At 72.5% G+C, this 21,490-nt stretch carries 20 protein-coding genes and 1 pseudogene; 11 read left to right on the top strand and 10 right to left on the bottom strand.

Annotation, left to right across the window (positions count from 1 at the left end; genetic code table 11):
- Positions 1–82: 82 nt before the first annotated feature.
- From KRR39_RS09255 to KRR39_RS09235, 5 genes are all read right to left on the bottom strand, one after another.
- Positions 83–853, bottom strand: coding sequence for a class I SAM-dependent methyltransferase (locus KRR39_RS09255; protein WP_216941736.1), 771 nt, complete (start codon positions 851–853; stop codon positions 83–85).
- Between the two features lie 42 nt (positions 854–895).
- Positions 896–1,918: a methylenetetrahydrofolate reductase C-terminal domain-containing protein gene (locus KRR39_RS09250; protein WP_216941735.1), complete on the bottom strand. Its 1,023-nt coding sequence runs from the start codon at positions 1,916–1,918 to the stop codon at positions 896–898.
- A 76-nt stretch (positions 1,919–1,994) separates the two neighbouring features.
- Positions 1,995–3,530 (bottom strand): CYTH and CHAD domain-containing protein, encoded by a 1,536-nt coding sequence (locus KRR39_RS09245; protein WP_216941734.1) that lies wholly within the window; start codon positions 3,528–3,530, stop codon positions 1,995–1,997.
- A 38-nt stretch (positions 3,531–3,568) separates the two neighbouring features.
- On the bottom strand, positions 3,569–5,041 hold the full coding sequence (locus KRR39_RS09240) for a sugar porter family MFS transporter (protein WP_216941733.1): 1,473 nt from the start codon (positions 5,039–5,041) through the stop codon (positions 3,569–3,571).
- Between the two features lie 9 nt (positions 5,042–5,050).
- Positions 5,051–5,818 (bottom strand): sigma-70 family RNA polymerase sigma factor, encoded by a 768-nt coding sequence (locus tag KRR39_RS09235; protein ID WP_254185632.1) that lies wholly within the window; start codon positions 5,816–5,818, stop codon positions 5,051–5,053.
- Between the two features lie 474 nt (positions 5,819–6,292).
- On the opposite strand from KRR39_RS09235, the gene KRR39_RS09230 reads away from it, so the two are divergent.
- Positions 6,293–7,048, top strand: a complete 756-nt coding sequence (locus KRR39_RS09230) for a GAF and ANTAR domain-containing protein (RefSeq protein ID WP_216941732.1) — start codon at positions 6,293–6,295, stop codon at positions 7,046–7,048.
- Between the two features lie 73 nt (positions 7,049–7,121).
- Complete coding sequence (locus KRR39_RS09225) at positions 7,122–8,474, top strand: MFS transporter (RefSeq protein ID WP_216941731.1); 1,353 nt, start codon at positions 7,122–7,124, stop codon at positions 8,472–8,474.
- A 27-nt stretch (positions 8,475–8,501) separates the two neighbouring features.
- Here the strand turns inward: KRR39_RS09225 and KRR39_RS24650 are convergent, their stop codons facing one another.
- The 3 genes and pseudogenes from KRR39_RS24650 to KRR39_RS09215 form a co-directional block, all read right to left on the bottom strand.
- The gene (locus KRR39_RS24650) at positions 8,502–9,290 is read right to left on the bottom strand and encodes a flavin monoamine oxidase family protein (RefSeq protein WP_302053570.1); all 789 of its coding nucleotides are present in this window, start codon (positions 9,288–9,290) and stop codon (positions 8,502–8,504) included.
- Positions 9,175–9,891: pseudogene (locus KRR39_RS26035) on the bottom strand (flavin monoamine oxidase family protein); the annotation flags it as partial. The pseudogene KRR39_RS26035 and the gene KRR39_RS24650, both read right to left, overlap by 116 nt.
- Positions 9,892–9,957: 66 nt before the next feature.
- A complete protein-coding gene (locus tag KRR39_RS09215; RefSeq protein ID WP_216941729.1) occupies positions 9,958–10,413 on the bottom strand; it encodes a DUF6069 family protein in 456 nt (151 codons plus the stop codon).
- Between the two features lie 266 nt (positions 10,414–10,679).
- Between KRR39_RS09215 and KRR39_RS09210 the strand changes: the two genes are divergently transcribed.
- Positions 10,680–11,186 (top strand): DUF1269 domain-containing protein, encoded by a 507-nt coding sequence (locus KRR39_RS09210; RefSeq protein ID WP_216941728.1) that lies wholly within the window; start codon positions 10,680–10,682, stop codon positions 11,184–11,186.
- Between the two features lie 18 nt (positions 11,187–11,204).
- Here the strand turns inward: KRR39_RS09210 and KRR39_RS09205 are convergent, their stop codons facing one another.
- Both KRR39_RS09205 and KRR39_RS09200 read right to left on the bottom strand, forming a co-directional pair.
- Complete coding sequence (locus KRR39_RS09205; protein ID WP_216941727.1) at positions 11,205–12,560, bottom strand: sensor histidine kinase; 1,356 nt, start codon at positions 12,558–12,560, stop codon at positions 11,205–11,207.
- On the bottom strand, positions 12,557–13,213 hold the full coding sequence (locus KRR39_RS09200) for a response regulator transcription factor (protein WP_216941726.1): 657 nt from the start codon (positions 13,211–13,213) through the stop codon (positions 12,557–12,559). The genes KRR39_RS09205 and KRR39_RS09200 overlap by 4 nt, the downstream gene beginning before the upstream one ends.
- Positions 13,214–13,293: 80 nt before the next feature.
- Here KRR39_RS09200 and KRR39_RS09195 point away from each other — a divergent pair, with 80 nt between their 5' ends.
- From KRR39_RS09195 to KRR39_RS09160, 8 genes are all read left to right on the top strand, one after another.
- Positions 13,294–14,385 carry a LolA family protein gene (locus KRR39_RS09195; protein ID WP_216941725.1) on the top strand — a complete coding sequence of 364 codons (1,092 nt, stop codon included), beginning with the start codon at positions 13,294–13,296 and terminating at the stop codon, positions 14,383–14,385.
- Positions 14,385–15,320 carry an ABC transporter ATP-binding protein gene (locus KRR39_RS09190; protein ID WP_216941724.1) on the top strand — a complete coding sequence of 312 codons (936 nt, stop codon included), beginning with the start codon at positions 14,385–14,387 and terminating at the stop codon, positions 15,318–15,320. Before KRR39_RS09195 ends, KRR39_RS09190 begins: the two co-directional genes overlap by 1 nt.
- Before the next feature lie 29 nt (positions 15,321–15,349).
- Entirely contained in the window at positions 15,350–16,162 is an 813-nt protein-coding gene (locus tag KRR39_RS09185; protein WP_254185630.1) for an ABC transporter permease, read from the top strand.
- Positions 16,163–16,213: 51 nt separating this feature from the next.
- Positions 16,214–16,633 (top strand): hypothetical protein, encoded by a 420-nt coding sequence (locus KRR39_RS09180; RefSeq protein WP_216941723.1) that lies wholly within the window; start codon positions 16,214–16,216, stop codon positions 16,631–16,633.
- A 65-nt stretch (positions 16,634–16,698) separates the two neighbouring features.
- Positions 16,699–17,469 carry a DinB family protein gene (locus KRR39_RS09175; protein ID WP_216941722.1) on the top strand — a complete coding sequence of 257 codons (771 nt, stop codon included), beginning with the start codon at positions 16,699–16,701 and terminating at the stop codon, positions 17,467–17,469.
- Between the two features lie 27 nt (positions 17,470–17,496).
- On the top strand, positions 17,497–18,459 hold the full coding sequence (locus KRR39_RS09170; RefSeq protein WP_216941721.1) for an NAD-dependent epimerase/dehydratase family protein: 963 nt from the start codon (positions 17,497–17,499) through the stop codon (positions 18,457–18,459).
- 823 nt (positions 18,460–19,282) lie between these two features.
- On the top strand, positions 19,283–20,527 hold the full coding sequence (locus tag KRR39_RS09165) for an RNA polymerase sigma factor (protein ID WP_216941720.1): 1,245 nt from the start codon (positions 19,283–19,285) through the stop codon (positions 20,525–20,527).
- A gap of 142 nt (positions 20,528–20,669) precedes the next feature.
- The gene (locus KRR39_RS09160; RefSeq protein ID WP_216941719.1) at positions 20,670–21,365 is read left to right on the top strand and encodes a response regulator; all 696 of its coding nucleotides are present in this window, start codon (positions 20,670–20,672) and stop codon (positions 21,363–21,365) included.
- Positions 21,366–21,490: the final 125 nt, after the last annotated feature.

The following is a 21,490-nucleotide window of genomic DNA, read 5'->3' as shown; positions in this document are numbered from 1 at the left end:
CTTCAGAGACGGGGACACCAGGCTGCTTCAGCGTCACCGGGGCGTACCCGACGTACGGCGATCTATGCACGCGGCACAACGGTCAGGTCGCACGGGCCACCAGCAACCGGCCCTCGACGAGACCTTCAGCGAGCAGGCGACCGATGATCCGCTGCTGCTCCTGCGCCGCGCGGAAGCGGTCGTCGTCGTGGTGCGCCGCCTCGATGGCGGCCTCGACGGCGTCGGCGTGCTGCTGCCAGCCCGGGTCCGGGTCCGGGAAGTCGGCGAGCGCGGCCTCCTCGAGGGTGCTGAGCCGGGCACCCTCCGCCAGCTTCCGGAGCTCGCCCCGGTCGGGGAAGTCGTTGCCCTCGGGCACCTCGGGGAGCACGTCGACGGTCCGCACGAAGACCAGCAGACCGACCGCGCCGCGGGGACGGACGACGCGGTGCAGCTCGCTGAGGACGAGGCCCTTGTCAGGCACGGTGCACAGGACGCCGATGGACCAGGCCGCGTCGAACGCATCGTCACGGAAGGGCAGCCGTCCGCCGTCGGCGACCAGGGTGGGGCGGTGGAACATCCGCCGGGCCGCGGCGCAGGCCCCGGGCATCGGGTCGACGAGGGTGGGCGAGACGCCGACCTCCCGGGCGGCCAGCTCGGCGGGGCCGCCCTCGCCGGCACCCGAGTCGAGCAGCCGGGCTCCTGCACGCAACGCCATGGTCCGGCACAGCCACCGCAGTGCCTCGGGCGTGCCGCTGCCGCGACATGCCGCGGGGACCGCGTGCTCGGGCCCGAGCGCCTCCACCGCGTCGGCGGTCCACCGAGGGAGGGTCGAGAACTCGTCGTCCATGGGTCCGTCCGGCACCATCTGCTCCATGCCCTCAACTGCCCACTGCGTCGCTCGTCATGCTGCTGGGGCCTAGCCGGAGGCCCGCACGCGGCGGCCCACCTCCGCCTTGACCTCGGCGGCCCGTCGCAGTCCCCGGCCCGACCCGAGCCCCGAGATGTTCACGCCGGCCACGTGGCCCGTGGCCAGCAGCTGCGCCGCCTCCTCGACCGCGGTGGCGATCCCGGTCTCCTCCGGGTCGGGCGCGTCCAGCACCGCGCGGATCCGACGCTCGTCGAGCTCGAGGCCCGGCAGGCCCCGCAGCGCCTGGGCGGACGTCGGGTCGGTGTACACCGTCACCGCCGCCAGCACCGGGATGCTCAGCCCGAGCTCACGCGAGCGGCGCACGAAGTCGCCGACCTCGGCGGCGCTCCGGACGTGGTTGAGCACGACGACCTGGGCACCGGCCCGCTGCTTCTCGACCAGCCGCCCGGGACGCAGCGCGGTCGGCGCGGCCGTCGGGGTCTCCGGGACCGCCACCGCCAGGCCGTGCTCGCTCGCGAGGCCGGCCAGCCGGGTCCCGTCCAGGTCGAACACCTGGGTCACCTCCGGCCGCACCCCGGCCGCCCTCGCGTCCCCGGTGACGCAGAGGACTCCGTCGACGCCCACGTGCCGCAGGCTGGACAGCTCCTGCTCGAGGACCACCCGGTTGCGGTCCCGGCACGTGAGGGTGATCCAGGCGGCCACCCCCAGGGAGCCCAGCAGGCCGGCCAGCAGGGCGGGGGAGAAGTCCGGCTGGTCCTGGTGATCGCCGACGAGCACCGCGTCGCACGAACCGGCCAGGGCGCCGGCCAGGTGGGCCACGGCCGCCGCGTCGTACGGCGGCAGGCTGAGGTCGGTGAGCACGGCCGGTCGCCCGGCACGGATGACGCCGAGGAGGTGGCCGTCCGGGCGCGGGTCGACGTCCGGTCGCCGTCCCCGCCACGGCGGCGCCTCCTGCAGGTCGGTGAAGGGGCAGCGTCGGCTGTCCACCTCGCACGAATGGTCAGCGCGCACCCCGCCGCAGGGGCCGAACACCATGCGCTTGGGGCAGTCGCGCTCCACCTGGTCGGCCACCCCCGGATCATGCCCGGTCACCGGAGCCGGCGGCAGGGCGGCACCCACCGAGGTGCGGTGCGCGCAGGCGGGTCGCTCACCCCGCCCGGATCCATCGGCGCAGGTTCTTGGTGGGGAAGCCGCGCCAGGCGTCCTCGAACTCGCGCTCGGCCTCGGCGGCCCGCGCCTGCTCCAGGGCGTGGAGCCGGCCGAAGGTGAACCCGTTCTCCCCGTTGGCGTGCGCCCGCACGGCGTGCTCGCGGAGCGTGCGACGGGCCATCACGGTGTCCTGGTGCTCGCCCAGCGCCTGCTGGACCTCCTTGGCCGAGGCGGCCAGCTTCTTGGCCCGCCTCCCGAAGACGGGCACGGTCGACTCGGCGGCGTACCGCAGGCGCTTGGCCTTCTTGCGGGCCTCGTGGAGGGCGGCGTCGTGCCGCACGGGGTCCTCGGTGCGGTCGATCTCACGGACGGCGCGACGCAGGCGGCGGGCGTCCCGTTGCAGCAGCCGGGGGAGCACCTTCCGGGCGGCTGCGTCCGCCCCCGGAGCCAGGGGTGGGACCCGCAGCAGCTCGTCGAGGGAGTCCAGCAGCCGGAAGTACCGTTCGCCGTCCAGGGCGCGGAGCGCCTGCTCGCGCCCGGCGCGCTCGGCGATCCGCAGCTCGTCGTCGATGCGGTTCATCACCGGACCGAGGACCAGCTCCGGGGGCTCGGCCGCCACCAGGAGGTGCAGACGTTCGCGCAGCACCTGCGCGTCGCGGGCCGCGCTCAACGCCTGCCCCAGCCAGCGCAGCTCCTCACCGAGCGGGTCGACCGCACCGGGCTCGAACAGCGGCCCGTAGGTCTTGAGCGCCGAGCGCAGCCGCCGGGCGGCGATGCGGAGCCGGTGGACCGAGCCGGGCTCGTCCGCCCGCAGCCTGAGGTCCTGGCGTTGCAGCTCGGCGACGTGCTCGGCGAGGTGGGCGAGCAGCACCTGGGCGGCGCTGCCGCGGGCGAGCTGCTTGCGCGTGGGCGGCCGAGGGGTGGACGGAACCGCGTCGCCGAGGCTCCGGGCGAGCTTCGAGGACGTGGACGCCGGAGCGGCACCCGCCGCGAGAAGGCGCTCGGCGACGGCGTCGAGCAGGGCGCGGTCGCCGTGGACGAGCTCCACCTCCCACTCCCGCCAGTCCTGCACCAGCGGCTGGCCGTGCAGCCGTTCGGCGTGCACGTGGTCGTCGCACACCTGGGCGAGCTCGACGCCGTCCTCGTCGCGCAGGGCCTGCTCCCGGCGGCGGGTGCTCACCCGCGCCACCGGCCGGAGCGGGTGGTCCCGGACCAGCGCCCGCACCGGGGTCACCAGGTCCCTCGGCACCGTCCGGGTGGCGCGGCCGAGGGGCCGGGTGACCTCGGTGCGGGTGTCCTCGCCCTGCGGGAGCTTGAGGTGCCAGCCGGCGTCGTCGCCACCCATCCGTCTGCGCAGCGTCACGCCGTGGCGGGTCAGGTCCAGGTCGGCGGTGTCGAAGTACGTCGCCTCCAGCCGGACCTCGACGGGCTGACCGGTCGTCGCCACGCCTCCGACGCCGGTCAGGGTGGGCAGCATCGTCGCCTCGTCCACGTCCAGCTTGCGCTCGACCTCGTCCCACCGCCCGGCTGCCATGACTCATTCTCCCCCTTCCCGCGGGGACGGGGGAATGGTCACCCCGCCGGGGCCGGTCGCGCCGGTGCGCCCTTCGCCTGCTCGTCGAACAGCGCGACGACCTCCTCCACCGACAGACCCTTCGTCTCCGGGAGGAACCGGAAGACGAACGCGAAGGCCAGGACGCTCAGCACCGCGAGCAGCACCATCACCGAGGGCAGCCCGAACGCGGCCTGCAGCGAGGGGAAGGCCTGGATGATCGCGAAGTTCGCGATCCAGTTCACCGCGGCACAGTTCGCGGCCGCCCGCCCGCGCACGGCGGTCGGGAAGACCTCGCCCTGCAGCAGCCAGCCGGTGCCGCCCACGCCCATCGCGAACGAGGCGATGAAGATCGAGAACCCGACCATGACCACCACGATCTTCGGGGTGCCGGTCAGCCAGGCGACGCCCGCTGCTGCGACGAGCATGAACACCGCCATGCCCGCGTAGCCCAGCAGGGCGAGCGCGCGCCGGCCGGCGCGGTCGATGAAGCGGAACCCGAGGTAGGTGGCGATCACGTTCACCAGGCCGAGGATCGCGGCGGAGACCAGGCCCGCGACGGCCGCGTGCACCGCCGTGTCCCCGGGGTTCTTGAACAGCCCGCCGAGGAGCTGCGGCCCGTAGTAGAAGGGCACGTTGATGCCGGTGATCTGCTGGAAGACGAAGAAGACCGACACGATGACGAGGGCCCGCTTGACCCCCGGGGTCCACACGTGACGACTCCCGCCGGGCCGGTCCTCGTCGGCCGCCTTGATGCGATCAGCGGTCCGTCGTACCTCGTCCTCGGAGACGTCCACCCCGAGCTTGCCCAGCGCGGCGCTGGTGTCGGCGTACCGCCCTTGGTGGATGAGCCAGCGCGGGGACTCCGGCATCCGCGCCCGCAGGAGGACCGCCACGATCGCAGGGATCGCCCCGATGCCGAGGATCACCCTCCAGTCCACGTTCTTCGCCGAGCCCGGGGCGAGCACGAAGACCAGCAGGGCCAGGAGGTAGGACACCAGGATGCCGACGGTGATCATCCACTGCTGGATGATCGACAGCTGGCCGCGGCGTCCCTTCGGGGCGAACTCCGCGATGTAGGCGGTGGCGATGGCGGAGTCGGCTCCCACCGCCAGCCCGATCAGGGTGCGGGAGGCGATCAGCATCGCCGCGCTCACGGTGAATGCGGACAGCAGCGCGCCGATCGCGTAGACGGAGGCGTCGGCCATCAGCAGGGACTTGCGGCCGAACCGGTCCGTCAGTGGGCCGGCGGCCAGGGCTCCGACCCCGGCCCCGAGGGAGGCACCCGCGACGAGGTACCCGGTCCAGAACGGGGAGAGCTGGTAGGGGATGAAGTCCAGGACCGACCCGATGACCGCGGTGTCGTAGCCGAAGAGGAACCCCCCGATGCAGGCGAGCACGGCGAGGTACCAGTACAGGGAGCTCATGGCCGAGGCGTCCAGACCGTCCAGGACGCTCTCGTCGCCGCTCGCGGCGTGGCTTGTGTCCGACATGCCTACCTCCTAGGAGCCTTCCCCAGGTCGTTCCTCGGCCGACGTACCCGATGGCAGGACCGACAAACGAGGTGCACGATCGCTGTCGTCCCGGTCGCGGGGGTCACCTCCGGGTCCCACCCCCAGCTGCCCGCGCAGGTCGGACAGGATGCCGCTGAGCAGCCGGGAGACCTGCATCTGGGTGACCCCGAGCTCCTGCCCGATCTCTTCCTGCGTCCACCCGCGGAAGAACCGCAGCATCAGGATCCGGCGGTCCCGCTCGCTGAGCCGTCGGACCGCGGGGGCGAGCATGACGCGGGCCTCGGCCGCGTCGGTGCTCGAGTCCTGCTGGGCGACCAGCTCGCTCAGGCTCCCGGTGCCGTGCTCGCGGTCGATCGGGCGGTCGAGCGACGTCGGGGTGAAGCAGCCGTCGGGGGCGAGCGCCTCCTGGACGGCCCGGACGTCCTCACCGAGGTGGCGGGCGATGTCCGACGGCCGCGGCGAGCGGCCGAGGGCGGAGGTCAGCTCGTCCTCGGCCGCGTTGATCCGGGACTGGAGCTCCTGGATGCGACGGCTCGGCCGGACCATCCAGCCGTGGTCACGGAAGTAGTGCTGCACCTCGCCGCGCATCGTGGGCACGGCGAACGAGAGGAAGTCGTGGCCGGCGAACGGGTCGAACCTGTGCGCGGCCTTGACCAGGGCCAGGCACGCCACCTGGCAGAGGTCGTCGTCGGAGACGCCCCTGGACCGGTACCGACCCGCGACGGCACGGGCGACCTCCTGGTTGAGGAGGACCACCTGCTCCAGCAGCTGCCGGCGTCGCCCGGGCCGGGCCCCGGCGGCCCGCTCGAGGAGTGCCTGGGTGCGTGCGTCGCGGAGGCGGCGCGCGCACGCGTGCCCGTCGTCCGAGGGGGGAGGGACGTGCGGCCGGGGGAACCGTCTGCTGGGTCACGATGGAGACCACCACGCCGTGTGGCACGCGGTCGGGATGTCGACCGCTCATGGTCTTGCCGGGAGGTTGCAGCAAGAGTGGGAGGCGTCGCGCCGGCTTCTTCAGCGTGGACGCCGCGAGCCCGGGGGACCGGGTCCTGACGCTGTCGAACCTACTCCCCGGCGAGCCGAACTCAACCGTTCGGACCGGTGCTGCGGGAGGACGCTAAGCGTAGGCTGGACGGCGATCCGGGGCCCGAGATCCCGCCTCGGCGACACCGGATGCCTCGCGGTCCACGTGCGACGCGTGTGGGGCCACGGGCGACCGAAATGAGGCACACGATGCCCGACCGCGACGTCGCCGGCTCGCTGGCCGAGGCGGCTGTGGCGATCAGCTCGCAGGACGGTGTCGACGACACGCTGGAGTCGATCGTGCACACCGCGCGCCTGTCCCTCGAGGGGATCGACCACGTGGGGATCTCGGTCGCCCACCGGGACGGCAAGGTCGAGACGCGCGCGGCGACGGACGAGTTCGTCTGGGAGCTGGACCAGCTCCAGTACGACCTCGGGGAGGGGCCGTGTCTCTACTCCATGACGCACGAGCAGACGACGCTGGTGGAGCACGCCCGCCACGAGCAACGGTGGCCGCGCTTCATCCAGGAGGCGGTGACACGCGGGCTTCGCTCGCAGCTCGCACTCCAGCTGTACTTCGACGACCGGACGCTGGCGGGTCTCAACATGTACTCCACCACGCGGGACACCTTGGACGAGGACACCGTGGACACCGCCGAGCTGTTCGCCACGCATGCCGCGATCGCGCTCGGCAAGGTGCGCGAGATAGACAACCTGAACCAGGCGCTGAGGACGCGGAAGGTGATCGGTCAGGCCATCGGGATCGTGATGGAGCGCTTCGGCGTCACGGAGGACCGGGCGTTCGCCTACCTGCGCAGGGCGTCGTCCACGGAGAACGTCAAGCTCCGGCTCGTCGCGCAGCAGCTCGTCGAGGACACCGAGAACCGCGGAGCCGCTCGGCGTGCCGGTCCCGGTCACCCCCACGGCCTCGTCCGAAGCGAGGACGACGCGGCGCCCGACGGGTGATTGAGGTCACACGTCCTGGGTACGTGGGCCGTATCGGTGGGGACTACACGTACCTCGGACGCGGGAGGCTGAGATGACCCTCGACCCGAACCAGGCCGCCGGAGCCCAGGACGCGGCACAGACCGCGGAGCGCGGACGTCAGGTCCGCAAGGCCGCGCTGGCCAGCACCGTCGGCACCACCATCGAGTGGTACGACTACTTCCTCTACGGCACGGCGGCGGCGCTGGTGTTCCCCGAGGTGTTCTTCCCGAGCTCGTCGCACTACGTCGGCACGCTGGAGTCCTTCGCCACCTACTTCGTCGGTTTCGCGGCCCGACCGATCGGCGCCGCGATCTTCGGTCACTGGGGCGATCGGATCGGACGCAAGGCGACGCTGATCATCACCCTGGTGCTCATGGGGCTGTCGACCACGCTGATCGGCTTCCTTCCCGGGGCCGCCACGTGGGGCGTCGCCGCGCCGCTGGTGCTCGTCCTGCTGCGAGTGGTGCAGGGGATCGCGGTCGGAGGGGAGTGGAGCGGCTCGGTGCTGCTCTCGATGGAGTGGGGCGACCAGAGGCGACGCGGCCTGATGGGCAGCTGGCCGCAGCTGGGCGTCGCCAGCGGGCTGATCCTCGGCACCGGCTTCCTGACCCTGGTCAGCACGGGCACGAGCGAGACCGCCTTCGTGTCCTGGGGCTGGCGGATCCCGTTCCTGTGCAGCCTCGTGCTGGTGGCGGTCGGCCTCTACATCAGGCTCCAGATCCTGGAGACGCCGATGTTCGCCAAGCTCGTCGAGGAGAAGGCGGTCCAGAAGGCGCCCGTCCTCGAGGTCATCAAGAGGCACCCGAAGGAGATCGTCCTCTCGGCCCTGCTCCGCATGTCGGAGCAGATGCCGTTCTACGTGGTGACCGCGTTCGTGCTGGCCTACCTGACCGACGACCAGCACGGGTACAGCAACGACTTCGTCCTCGTCGGGACCTTGGTCGCGGCGGCGATCGAGTTCGTGCTGCTGCCCTTCTTCGGCCACCTGTCCGACGTGGTCGGCCGCAAGCGCGTCTACATGACCGGTGCGGCGATCATGGGGGTGTGGGGGTTCGTGTACTTCGCCATGCTCGACAGCGGTGTCGGATGGGTGGTCTTCCTGGCGCTGGCCCTCGGCCTCGTCCCGCACGCCATGCAGTACGGACCTCAGGGTGCGCTGATCGCGGAGAGCTTCCCGACGTCGCTGCGCTACGGCGGGGCCGGTCTGGGCTACCAGCTGGCCTCGGTGGTGGCCGGGGGCCCTGCTGCCCTCATCGCGACGTTCCTGATCCACCAGTTCGGCACCGGGTACGCCGTGGCGGCCTACATCGCGGTCGCAGCGGTGATCACGCTCGCGGCATGTGCGGCGATCACGGACTACAGCCGCTCGGACATCACCGACGACGCGACGTACGCGCGCACCTGACCGCTCGGAGCCCGGGGCCAGCGGGGCTCAGGCGCGGTCGGTGAGCCGGCCCAGCGCCACCGTCGAGGTGCCCAGCAGCCGCTTGGCCTCGCGGACTCCGCTCGTCATGGCACCGTCGGCATAGCCGAGACGCGCGCTCTGCGTGTGCTCGCCCGCGAAGAGCAGGCGGCCCGCGACGGGTGTCCCGAGCAGGTCCGGGTCGGCGTTGGAGGAGCCGGGGGGCACGTGGGTGTAGGCACCTGACGTGTAGGGGTCCTCCGCCCAGCCGGTCACCGCGACCGCGACCGGCTCGGGGCACGGTGCGCCCAGCGCCGCCGACAGCATGTCCGTCACCCGGCTGGCCGCGGCGGCGGGCGGGGCCCCGGCCAGGTGACCGGTGGCGGAGTGGAACGTGTGGCACACCAGCACCGGCCCCGCACCGAACGCGTCGAGGTCGAACACCCACGCAGCGGGCTCGGTCGCCTCGGGCGGGAACAGCACCAGGTGGGACCACCCGGCCCGGCGCCAGAAGGCCTCGTCGAACGCGAGCGCGACCTTCTCGTACCGCCCGAAGCCCAGCCGGTGCACGGCCCCGGTCCGCTCGGGCGGAAGCGGTGGCACGAACCTCGGCACGTCGTTCTTCAGCGCACCCAGGGGGGACCGTGACCACGACGTGCGAGCCGGCCTCCGTCGTCCCCGACTCCGACGTGACGGCCACGCCTCCCTCCGTGAGGTCCACCCGGGCCACCGGCCAGTCGTGGCGCACGTCCAGCCCGGCCGCCATGGCGTCGACCACGGCGCCGTACCCGTCCTCGGGCACGTCCCCGAAGTAGTCACCGCCGTACTCCTCCTGCGTCCAGAGCCACTCCAGCGACTGGTGCTCGGCGGCGCCAGCCGCGTCCGCCTCGACACTCGCGCGGAGCCCTTGCCGGGCCCGTCGCAGCGGCTCGGCCGTGAGGCCGGTCGCGGCGAGGTAGGCCTCGATGCCGTCGGCAGCCGAGGCGGCCGGTCCCAGCCGCGCGCGCAGCCCGTCGAGCGCCTCGGTGAAGCCGTCGAGCTCGGCGATCATGCCCGCCTCGACCTCCGCGCGCGACAGCCGGCGTTCGGTCGGGCAGTCGAACCCGGACAGGCTCGGGAGCGGGTCGGCGGGCCTGCACCCGAGGCCGACGGACTCGGCGAAGCGGCGCAGCGGGTTGCCGACCGGGTGGTGGATCCACGAGCCGCCGAGGTCCACCCGTGAGCCGGCCAGGTCCGCCGTGTGCAACCGCCCGCCGACCCGTCGCCGGGCCTCGAGCACCACGCAGTCCACTGCAGCGTGGGCCAACGCGTTGGCGACCGTGAGCCCGGCGATGCCGGCACCGACCACGAGCACGCGCTCCACGGACCCGACGACCCCTCCCGGGATCTCAGGTGATCCGTCGTCGAACCAGGTTGCCATCGCGCCGTCCGGTGGGTGTTCTGCGATTCTAGGCAGCTCCACCCGCCCGGACGGCGACCAGCGGGGTCACACCCGGGTACGAGGGCCGCGGGCGAGCCGGCCGGCCAAGGTCGGCACCACGATCGCCGCTGCGACGGTGTGCAGCGCGATCAGCGTGGCCGCGGAGGCGGCGTCGAACCCGAACGTGAGGTCCGGGACGAAGGACAGTGCGGTCAGGGCGACCGCCGTCCGCACGAACGTGGCCCGCGGCCGGCGCGCCTTGCGGGCCAGGACGGCGGCCAGGCCGACGCCGACGAGCGAGAACAGCAACGTCAGCTGCGTGAAGCCGGCGATCGGGATGCTCGCTCCCGTGCTGTCCGCGAACGAGACGCCGGCGGCCGAGGCGATGGCCGCGAGCACGGTCGTGGCGGCCGCGGCCGCGACGGCGGCGGCGACTCCGTGCTTCCACACCGGCCGCCGCTCGGCGGGCGGCGTCGGGGCGTCGGAGGTGGTGCGGGTGGGGGTCTGCGTGCTGGTGGACATCTCGAGCTCCGTCTCCTCGGCGGGCCACCCGGTGTGACCCGCTCCTACCCCTTCGACGAACGGGCGGGCACGGTTTCGACACGTCCGGGAGGACCTGGTTGCTCGGGACGGTGCCGAGGACGCAGCGGCTCGCTCCCGCACGCCATCCGTCGTGGGGGATTCGCGAGCGCCGGCGCTGATCGAGAGTGATCTCGATCGCTGATGCTCATCCGGCTGTCTGCGCGCGAGGCAGCGCCCGAAGCAGGCCGCAGACAAAGGAGAAGTTCATGGCATCTGGCAACGAAGCCCCCGTCGACCTCTACATCGCCGCCTACGAGGACCCGGACGCGGCGCGGGCGGACTGGGACGCCCTCAAGCTGCTCGCGGCCGACGACGTGATCAAGGTCGACGGGCTCGTCCTGGTCAGCCGCCGCCGCAACGGCAAGATCCACGTCGACGACGACTTCCACACGGCCGCGAAGGGCGCCGCCTGGGGAGCGGTCGGCGGCGCGGTCGTCGGCCTCATCTTCCCGCCCAGCCTGCTGGCCAGCACCGCGGTCGGCGCCGGTCTCGGGCTCGGAGCCGGCGGGCTGCTGTCCCACGGCGAGAAGGCGGCGATCCGGGCGGACATCGAGGACACGCTGCCGCTCAACAGCTCGGGCATCGTGGCGATGTTCGAGGAGATCTGGGTGACGGAGGTGGAGAAGAGCCTGGCCCGGGCCGACAACGTCACCAAGCAGAAGGTGGATCCGGGCAGTGCCGAGGAAGTGAAGTCCGCCGCCACCGCGAGCTGACTCCACGGCAGGCCGGCGCTAGTCCGGCAGGGGAAGGCGGACGCACGCCGCGAGGCCGCCCGTCCTGGACCGCCCGAGGTGCACCTGCCCGCCGAGGCCCTCGACGAGCTCCCGGACGATGGCGAGCCCGAGCCCGCTTCCGCCACCTTCCCGGTCCCGTGCGGTGTCGAAGCGGGTGAACCGCTCGAAGGCGCGCTCACGGTCCTGCTCCGGGATTCCGGGTCCGTCGTCCGACACGGTGAGCACGACGTGGCCCGCGTCCGTCGCGACGGAGACCTCGACGACCGAGGCGGCGTGCCGGACCGCGTTGTCCAGCAGGTTCGTGAGCACCCGGTGGAGATCCTGGGGACGACCTCGCACGGGGTGCGAGCTCGTCAGCTCCGCGACGACCGGCACCCGTGCCCCGTCGTACCGGCGGACGGCGTCGGTCACGATCGGCCGGAGATCGGCGCTGTCCGTCGGATCGGGCGGGGACGTCCCGGCGTCGAACCGGGCGAGGGTGAGCAGGTCCTCCACGAGGGCCGTCATCCGGAGGACCTCCGCCTGCAGGTCGGGCGTGGACCCGGTGCCCTCGCCCAGGCGGTCGGCGATCTCGAGCTGGGCCCGCATCGAGGTGAGCGGGCTGCGCAGCTCGTGCGCGGCGTCGGCGACGAACGATCGCTGGCGGGCCCTGGACGCCGAGAGCCGGTCCAGCATGGAGTTCAAGGTGGTGGCCAGCGCCTGGATCTCGTCGCGGGCGACCGGGACGGGCAGCCGGAGATCCTCCCCGGTCCCCGAGATCCGGTCGGCCGTGGAGCGCAGGACCTCGACGGGGCGCAGCGCAGCGTCCATGATCCGCCAGGCGATCAGCGCCAGCGTGGCCAGCAGGACGGGGTAGGTCGCGAGCAGCGTGAGCCTGAGGATGTGCTGGCTGTGCTCGATCGCGTCGAACTGCTGGGCGACCACGACGGTGCTCCGCGTCGTACCCGACCCGGCCGGGACCGCGAGCACCCGCAGCGGTGAGTCCAGGCCCACCCGCGACCCCGGTACGTCGATCCGCTGCCCGGCCAGGGCCCGGTCGAGCTCTCCGGGCTGGAGCAGCGCCGTCAGCCGGTCGGCGTTCACGGACGCGCTGACCACCCGGTCCCTGCCGTCGACGACCTGGACGATCTGGTTGCCGGTGACGGGGAGGGGATCGGGCAGCCGCCCCTGCTCGACGAGCGTCGCGACGTCCGCGGCGGTCGCCCTCCCGGAGTCGTCCAGGGTCCGGAAGCTGACGAGGGTGAGCACGGTGTACAGCGCGACGCTGCCGATGGCGAGGGCGAGTGCCACACCGAGGACGCCGACGAGCAGCAGGCGCGCACGCAGCCCGAGCCGTTGCCACGCGGCCGTCATTGTTCCAAGCGGTACCCGACGCCGCGCACCGTCTCGACGAGGCGTCGGCCGAGCTTGCGGCGCAGGTAGCCGACGTAGACCTCCACCGCGTTCGGGTTCACGTCCGCGGCGGCGTCCCAGACGTGGTCGAGGATTTCGACCTTGGTGACGACCCGACCCGGACGGCGGAGCAGGTACTCGAGGAGGCCGTACTCACGCGGGGTCAGCGCCACGTGCTCGTCCGCCACGCTGACGTGCCGGGTCGCCGGGTCCAGCCGCACGTCTCCGGCGCTGAGGACGACCGGCCGCGGTTCGTGGGACCGGCGCAGCAGGGCGCGGAGCCGCGCGAGGAGCACGACGTAGGAGAACGGCTTGGTCAGGTAGTCGTCGGCGCCGCAGTCGAGACCGTCGGCCTGGTCGTGCTCGCCCTTCTTGGCCGAGAGCATCAGCACCGGCACCCAGTTGTCCTCCGCGCGGAGCGTGCGCACCACGTCGTACCCGGACAGGTGCGGCAGCATCACGTCGAGCACGACCGCGTCGAAGTCACCGTGCCGGGCGGTCTCGAGCCCGGACGCTCCGTCGAACGCCACCTCCACCACGAAGCCGTCCGCCTCCAGGCCGCGGCGAAGCGCGCGGGTCAGCCGCACCTCGTCCTCGACCACCAGGAGCCGCATGGCCCCAGCGTGGCACGCCCTGCTGAGCGGGCGCACAGGTTCTCAGCGATCTCACAGCGAGCCTGCGGCAGGCTGTGCCCATGAGCCTGTTCGAGCACCGCCCCACCCTGCGCTGGACCGCGCCCGTCGTGGCCGCCGTCCTCCTCGCCACCGGCGGCTCCCTGGTCGGAGCAATCACCGCCAGCGCCCGGGACGGACTCCCGCACCGCAGCGCCTCGCAGCTCCTCGTCGACGTCCAGAGCGCGCGGCTCGACGGGCTGTCCGGCACCGTCGTGCAGAACAGCAACCTCGGCCTCCCCAGCCTCCCCGGGGTCGGCGGCAGCGGCAGCTCGGACCTGACCTCGCTCGTCGCCGGATCGCACACCTTGCGCCTGTGGTACGCCGGACCGAACCGGATCCGGCTGGCGCTGCTGGGGTCGCTGGGGGAGTCGGACCTGGTCCGCAGCGGTCCCGACCTGTGGTCCTGGTCGAGCGCCGACAAGAGCGCCACCCACCGCACGGTCGAACCGTCCACGACCGACGCGCCCGGCACCGTCGGCTCGGGGTCGCCGGTCACGCCGCAGCAGGCGGCCGACACCGCCCTGAAGGCGATCTCGCCGTCCACCCGGGTCAGCACCGACGGTACGGCGGTGGTGGCCGGCCGGTCGGCGTACGAGCTCGTGCTCCAGCCACGGGACACCGGCACGCTCGTCGACTCGGTGCGCATCGCCATCGACGGCAGGACGCACGTCCCGACCCGCGTGCAGGTGTTCGCCAAGAACGTCTTCAAGCCGGCCTTCGAGGTGGGCTTCACCTCCTTCGACCCGACGACGCCGGCCGCCTCGGTGTTCCGGTTCAACCCGCCGCCGGGCACCAAGGTCACCGAGTCCGGCAGCGCGCAGGGCACCCCGTCGGGCAAGAACCCCGCCTCCCCCTCGCTCGCCGCCGGCGCCCGACCCCGGGTGGTGGGGACCGGCTGGACCTCCGTGGTCGTCGCCCGGGTGCCCGCGGGAGCCACCTCGGGGTCCGGCTCGATGCAGGGGGTGCTCCAGGCGCTGCCCACCGTCAGCGGGTCGTGGGGATCGGGGCACCTCCTGAAGGGGACGCTGTTCTCGGCCCTCCTGACCGACGACGGCCGGGTGGTGGTCGGCGCGGTCGCGCCGGAGGCCCTGTACTCGGCGCTGGGTCGTTGATGGGCGGCGCGGCGGCCGTCGCCACCTCCGGGCTGACCAAGCGGTTCAAGCACCAGGTGGCGGTGGACTCCCTCGACCTGCTCGTCCCGGCGGGGGCGGTCTACGGGTTCCTGGGGCCGAACGGTTCGGGCAAGACCACCACCATCCGGATGCTCCTCGGTCTGGTCACCCCCACCGCCGGTGAGGTCGAGCTCCTCGGGCAACCGATCCCGGCCCGGGCCTCGGAGGTGCTGAGCCGCGTCGGCGCCCTGGTCGAGGGCCCGGCGTTCCACCCGTACCTGTCGGGACGGGAGAACCTCGCCCGGCTCGACGCCGCCGACCGCACGACCGACGCCCGGACGGCGCGCGCGCGGATCGACGCCGCCCTGGACCGGGTGGGCCTGCTGGCCGCGGCCGGCAAGCGCTACCGCGCGTACTCGCTCGGCATGCGTCAGCGGCTCGCCATCGCCAGTGCCCTGCTGCGCCGTCGTGACCTCCTCGTGCTCGACGAGCCGACCAACGGCCTCGACCCCCAGGGCACGCGGGAGGTGAGGTCCCTGGTCGGGTCGCTCTCCGACGAGGGCACGACCGTGCTCGTGTCCAGCCACCTGCTGTCCGAGGTCGAGCAGATGTGCACGCACATCGGGGTCATGCACGTCGGGAAGCTGGTGGCGCAGGGCACGGCCGCGGAGCTGCGGACCGGCGCCGAGCCCGAGGCGGTCGTGGACACCGACCAGCCGCAGGAGGCTGCGCGCATCATGCGGGAGCTGGGGCTCACCGACGTCCGCACCCACCACGCTTCGGCCACCGGGACGCTCGGACGGATCGCACCGGAGAAGATCGTCGTCGCCTGTGTCCACCAGGGCGTGCCGGTCGTCGGGTTCCGGGTCGCCAGCCCCTCCTTGGAGGACGTGTTCGTGTCGTTGACGGGGGAGGGCTTCGATGTCAGCAGCTGACGTGGTCGACGTACGTCGGTCCCCGGGGGGTGTCGACCCGGTTCCTGCGCTCCGAGCTCAGGCTGATCTTCCTGCGGCGCCGCAACCAGGCAGGCCTGCTGGTGCTCGCCGCGGTGCCGGTGCTGATCTCGGTCGCGGTGAAGGTCTCCTCGCCCGGGAACGACGGCGGGGGACCCGACTTCTTCAGCTCCATCACCGAGAACGGCCTGTTCGTGGCACTGGCCTCCCTCACCATCGAGCTCGGGCTGTTCCTGCCCCTGGCCGTGGCCGCGATCTCGGGTGACTCGGTGGCCGGCGAGGCCAACATCGGCACCCTCCGCTACCTGCTGACGGTGCCGGTCCAGCGCGCCCGCCTGCTGGCCGTGAAGTACCTCGCGATCGTGGTCTTCGCCCTGGCGGCGACCCTGACGGTGACGCTGACCGGGGTGCTGCTGGGGCTGGCGCTGTTCGGCGGCGGCAGCATGACGCTGCTGTCGGGGTCGCAGATCGGGTTCGCCGACGGCCTGCTCAGGGTGCTGCTGGCGTCGGTCTACCTCGGCCTGTGCTTCGCGTCCCTGGGGGCGGTGGGGCTGTTCGTCTCCACCCTGACCGAGCAGCCGATCGGCGCGATGATCGCGGTCGTCATCTTCAGCACCGCCAGCTTCATCCTGGACACGATCCCGCAGATCGCCTGGATCCACCCCTTCCTGATCACCCACCACTGGCTGGCGTTCGGCGACCTCTTCCGGGACCCGGTCGCCCTGGGCGGAGTCCAGCAGGGCCTGTACGTCGCCGCCGCATACACGATCGTGTTCTGGCTCGCCGCGTGGGCACGCTTCGCCGCCAAGGACGTCACCAGCTGAGCCGACGGCGGCACGCCGGGGCGGGGCCGTCGCGTCGCGGGCCCTCGGCGCGTGCCACGTGACAGCATCCTGTCCGTGGACATCGAGGTGATCGCCCTGCTCGCCGTGGCGCTGCTGGCGCTGGCTGCAGCCTTCCAGCTGGGACTCGCCGTCGGAGCGCCGTGGGGCGCGGCGGCGTACGGCGGGCGGGTGGTCTCCCACGGCGCGCTGCCGACGGGCTACCGGCTCGGCAGCGGCGTCGCGGTGCTGGTGCTGCTCGCCGCCTCCTGGGTCGTGCTCGCGTCCGTCGCGGTCGTCGGTCGGGGGCCGGTCACCGTCGACGTGCTGACGGCCGTCCTGTGGGGCATGGCCGTCCTCTTCGCGCTGAACACGCTCGGCAACGCACGTGGTCGCCATCCACTCGAGCGTTGGGGAGCCGGCGTCGTCACGGCCCTCCTGGCGGTCTGCTGCGTGCTGCTCGCCGTGGACTGAGCAGTCAGGGCCGACACCCGACAACCGACGGTGAGGCGCGTAGGCGCTGGACAAGGAGGAGAGACATGGCAACCTTCACTCGGTCCGACGAGCTGCGGGGCGCAGAGTTCGTCGACACGGACCTGCGGGGCGCCCGGTTCGTCGGGGCAGACCTGTCCGGCGTCGTGATGCGCGGGGTCGAGGTGCAGGAGCTGGAGGTCGACGCGCCGTGGCTGTTCGACGGCGAGGGGTCCCTGCACGTCAACGGCGTCGACGTGATCCCATTCGTCGAGGCCGAGCTCAATCGCCGCTTTCCCGGGCGCGCCGACCGGCGCTCCGGCGATCCGGAGGGGCTGCGTGAGGCCTGGGTCGCCCTGGAGCGCACCTGGACGGCCACGCTCGAGCGCGTCGCGGCCCTGCCGGCCGGCGCCGTCGACGTCTCGGTCGGTGGGGAATGGTCGTTCGCGCAGACCCTCCGGCACCTCGTCCTTGCCACGGACATGTGGCTGGGTCGGGCGATCCTGGCGATCGAGCAGCCGTTCCACCCCCTCGGCCTGCTCGACGCCGCCACCGACGAGGACGGTGTCGACCGGTCGACCGGCACGACGGTCGACCCGTCGTACGGCGAGGTGCTCGAGGCCCGGGCGGGACGCGTCGCCATGGTGCGGGACTTCCTCGCGACGGTGTCGCCCGAGCTGCTGGGGTCCGGACGTCCGAACCCGCACGACCCCGCACACCAGGAGACGGTCCTCTCCTGCCTGCACACGATCCTCGAGGAGGAGTGGGAGCACCACCGCTACGCGGTGCGCGACCTGGACGTCCTGGGCCGTGCCGGCGGGTCGGTGCGGCAGGACTGACCACCGGGATCACGGGTAAGGAGGGTGATGCGCATCTTCTTCACCGGCGGCAGCGGCAAGGCCGGCCGGCACGTCGCGCCCTACCTCGCCGAGCAGGGCCACCACGTCACCAACGCCGACCTCGTCCCGCTGGGGCACCCGGGGGTGGCCGACCTGCGGGTCGACCTCACCGATGCCGGTGAGACCTACTCGGCGTTGGCCGGTCTGGCGAGCTTCGAGGAGCTGGACCTGCCGGAGAAGCCGTCCTACGACGCCGTCGTGCACTTCGCCGCGGTGCCGCGGATCCTGCTGGCGTCGGACGCGGCGACGTACGCGACGAACGTGCTGAGCACCTACAACGTGCTCGAGGCCGCGACCCGGTTGGGGGTGCGCAAGGTCGTGTTCGCGTCCTCGGAGACGACGTACGGCGTCTGCTTCGGCCAGGGCGAGCGACGTCCGCTCTACGTCCCGGTCGACGAGGAGCACCCGACGGTCCCCGAGGATGCCTACGCGATGTCCAAGGTGGCCGGTGAGGTGACCGCGCGCTCGTTCCAGGCCCGCACCGGCGGGGACGTCTACGGCCTGCGGATCAACAACGTCATCGAGCCGCACGAGTACGCCGAGATGTTCCCGCCCTTCCTCGCGGACCCGACGCTGCGGCGCCGCAACCTGTTCGCCTACATCGACGCCCGCGACCTCGGGCAGATGGTGCAGCGCTGCCTGGACACCGACGGGCTGGGCTACGAGGTCTTCAACGTGGCCAACGCCGACATGTCCGTGGCGGCGACGACCCAGGAGGTCCGGGACCGGTTCTACGACACGGTGGAGGTGCGGCGGGAGATGGGCCGCGACGAGACCTTCTACGCCATCGACAAGGCTCGCGAGCTCCTCGGCTACGCCCCGCGGCACTCCTGGCGCGACGTGCTGGCCGACCCGGATCCGGGCCGGGCTGAGCCAGCGGTCGAACAGCGTCGAGGACCCCGGCACGGGGGATCAGCCACAGACCGGTAGCTGTCTGGACATCTCCCACGAAAGAGGTCCTTTCCCCCGTCTGGTCCCGCTGCGGGCGTACGTTGACCGGACAGGGGTAGTGACGATCTCCGCCTTGGGAAGACAGGGCAGAGTTCGCCGCTTTGTCACGCCCCCTCGGCGACCCCGAAGGGTCCGCCGCCAGGTCAGGGATCTCCTGCACGCTCCGGTCGCTTCACTCGAGAAGATCGGAAGCGGTCCCGGCCCGAGAGGCTGGGACCGCTCCGACCCACCTGGCCCGCGTGGGGTGGGGCCAGGTGTCCCGACGTGGCTCGGGTGGGAGGGGAGCCACGGTCGGTTCTCGAGAAAGCGCTCAGCAGGACTCGTGACCTGTGACGGCCCGGTCGGCGGTAGCGGTGGTCGGCAGAGGGGCCGGTTCAGATGGCGGGCAAGAGTCGATGCTCACGGAGACCCCTCGTTCCAACGTCTGTGCCGTCGGCGGGGTCCGGGCCAACCTGAAGAGACCATGGTCCACCCCGGGTGGGCCGCTGTCTGTAGCCCGCATGGGGCCGTTCGTGGGTGCCATCCGGGCGCGCGCGCACGGACGTGCGACCTGACCGCGCTGCTCCGGCGGTGGCCCGAGCCACCGGCATATCTTGGTGGCGAAGCTCCCGGGCGCTCCGACGTACGCCGCGGGAAGATCGTCCTCCGGGTGTCGGATCGGCCCCGGGACGTTCGTAGCAGGGGTGAGGGGCGGGCCGGACGGGCCCACCAGACCGGAGGAGACAGAGATGATGCGCCACGTGATGCGGGTCTGCACGAAGGCCTGCGGGGGCCAGGTCCGGATCCGTCCGCTCGCGGTCGCGTGACGGTCGTCGCCGACGCGATCACCCGGGTCCACCGCGAGGAGTGGGCCCGGGTGGTCGCCTCGCTGACCCGGCGCTTCGGTGACCTGGACATCGCCGAGGAGATGGCAGCCGAGGCGTTCGCGGTGGCCGTCGAGCGGTGGCCCGCCGACGGCGTACCTCCCAATCCCGGCGCCTGGATCACCACCACCGCGAACCGGCGAGCGATCGACCGGCTGCGGCGGGAGTCCCGTCGGGACGACAAGCAGAAGGAGGCCCAGATGCTGTACGACGACACGCCGCCCGCACCAACCGGCGCGATCGAGGACGACCGGCTCCGGCTGCTGTTCACCTGCTGCCACCCGGCCCTGGCGATGGAGGCCCGGATCGCGTTGACGCTGCGCATGGTCGGCGGGCTCACCGTGCCCGAGATCGCGCACGCCTTCCTGGTGCAGGAGACCACCGTCGGGCAGCGGATCACCCGCGCGAAGGGCAAGATCAAGGCGGCGAGGATCCCCTACCGGGTGCCGTCCGCCGAGGACCTCCCCGCCCGGGTCTCCGGCGTGCTGGCGGTCCTCTTCCTGGTCTTCAACGAGGGGTACCTCACCTCGGACCCCGAGAAGGAGGCCGTGCGCAGCGACCTCACCCTCGAGGCGATCCGGCTGACCCGGCTGGTGCACACGCTCATGCCGTCCGACGGCGAGGCGGCCGGGCTGCTGGCGCTGATGCTGCTCATCGAGGCCCGCCGGCCGGCACGGGTGTCGCCCTCCGGCGAGCTGGTCACGCTCGGGGAGCAGGACCGCGGTGCCTGGGATCGCGCGCTGATCGCCGAGGGGCACGCGCTGGTCCGGGAGCGGATCGCCGCTGTCTCCGCCGGTCAGGGATCCGCCGGGCGCTACCAGATCCTGGCCGCCATCAACGCGGTGCACACCTCCGTGGGCGACGTACGCGACACCGACTGGTCCCAGGTCGCCGCCCTCTACGACCAGCTCACCCGCATCGACCCGTCACCGGTCGTGGCGCTCAACCGCGCCGTCGCGATCGCCGAGCTGGACGGGCCCGAGGTGGCGCTGCACCTGGTCGACGGGCTGGACCTCGGCGGCTACCACGCCTTCCACGCCACCCGCGCGGACCTGCTGCGCCGGCTCGGCCGCTCGGGGGAGGCCCGCGCTGCGTACGACCGGGCCATCGAGCTCGCCGGCAACACCGCCGAGGTCGCCTACCTCACCCGGCGGCGTGACCAGCTCGGACCCACGTCGGCCTGAGCCTGCGGGCGCGCGTGGCCGTGGACCGAGGTGGTCAGGACCCGGTCGATGTCGGCCCGGCTCAGGGCCCCGCGGACGCCGATCCGGCGCCCATCAGCTTCCGTGCGGGTGCTCGGGGCGCGAAACGTGCCATGATCGCTGGATGAACGACGCCGAGCAGCGTCCCAGGGGCAGCGGTGAACCCGTCCGGTTGGCGGTGGTCGACAACGAGGAGCTGTTTCGTCGAGGGCTGACGATGCTGCTCAGCCTGGAGGACGGCATCGAGGTGGTGGGGGAGGCCGGTGACGGCGTCGCCGCGACCGAGCTGGCCGCAGCCACCGCGCCGGACGTCATCTTGATGGACGTCCGCATGCCGAAGAGGTCGGGCATCGAGGCGTGCGCGAGCATCAAGGAGGTCGCGCCCTCCGTCAGGATCATCATGCTGACGGTCAGCGACGAGGAGGCCGACCTCTACGACGCGGTCAAGAACGGCGCGGCCGGCTACCTGCTCAAGGACTCCTCCATCGACGCGGTCGTGCAGGCCGTGCGCGTGGTGGCGGACGGGCAGTCGCTGATCAGTCCCTCGATGGCGATCAAGCTCCTCGACGAGTTCAAGCAGCTGTCCCGCTCCGACCGGGACCAGCTCGCGACCCCGCGGGTGACCGCGCGGGAGCTCGAGGTGCTCAAGCTCGTCGCGCAGGGCCTGAACAACCGGCAGATCGGCTCGCGGCTGTTCATCTCCGAGAACACCGTGAAGAACCACGTGCGCAACATCCTGGAGAAGCTCCAGCTCCACTCGCGCATGGACGCCGTGATGTACGCCGTGCGCGAGAAGCTCTTCGACGTCCCTGACCGCTGACACGGACCCCTGGCGCCGGGACCCGGTCCCGGAGCACGTGGGGGGCACCCCGGGTCCGGGGTGATTTGTGGCGCTCTGCTGCGCTTGCGGCTCCTTCGGTGGGACGATCCGTGGTCCCGACCTGC

It is taken from the genome of Nocardioides panacis (assembly GCF_019039255.1).
GTDB lineage: Bacteria > Actinomycetota > Actinomycetes > Propionibacteriales > Nocardioidaceae > Nocardioides_B > Nocardioides_B panacis.
This window is presented reverse-complemented; position numbering and strand designations above follow the sequence as displayed.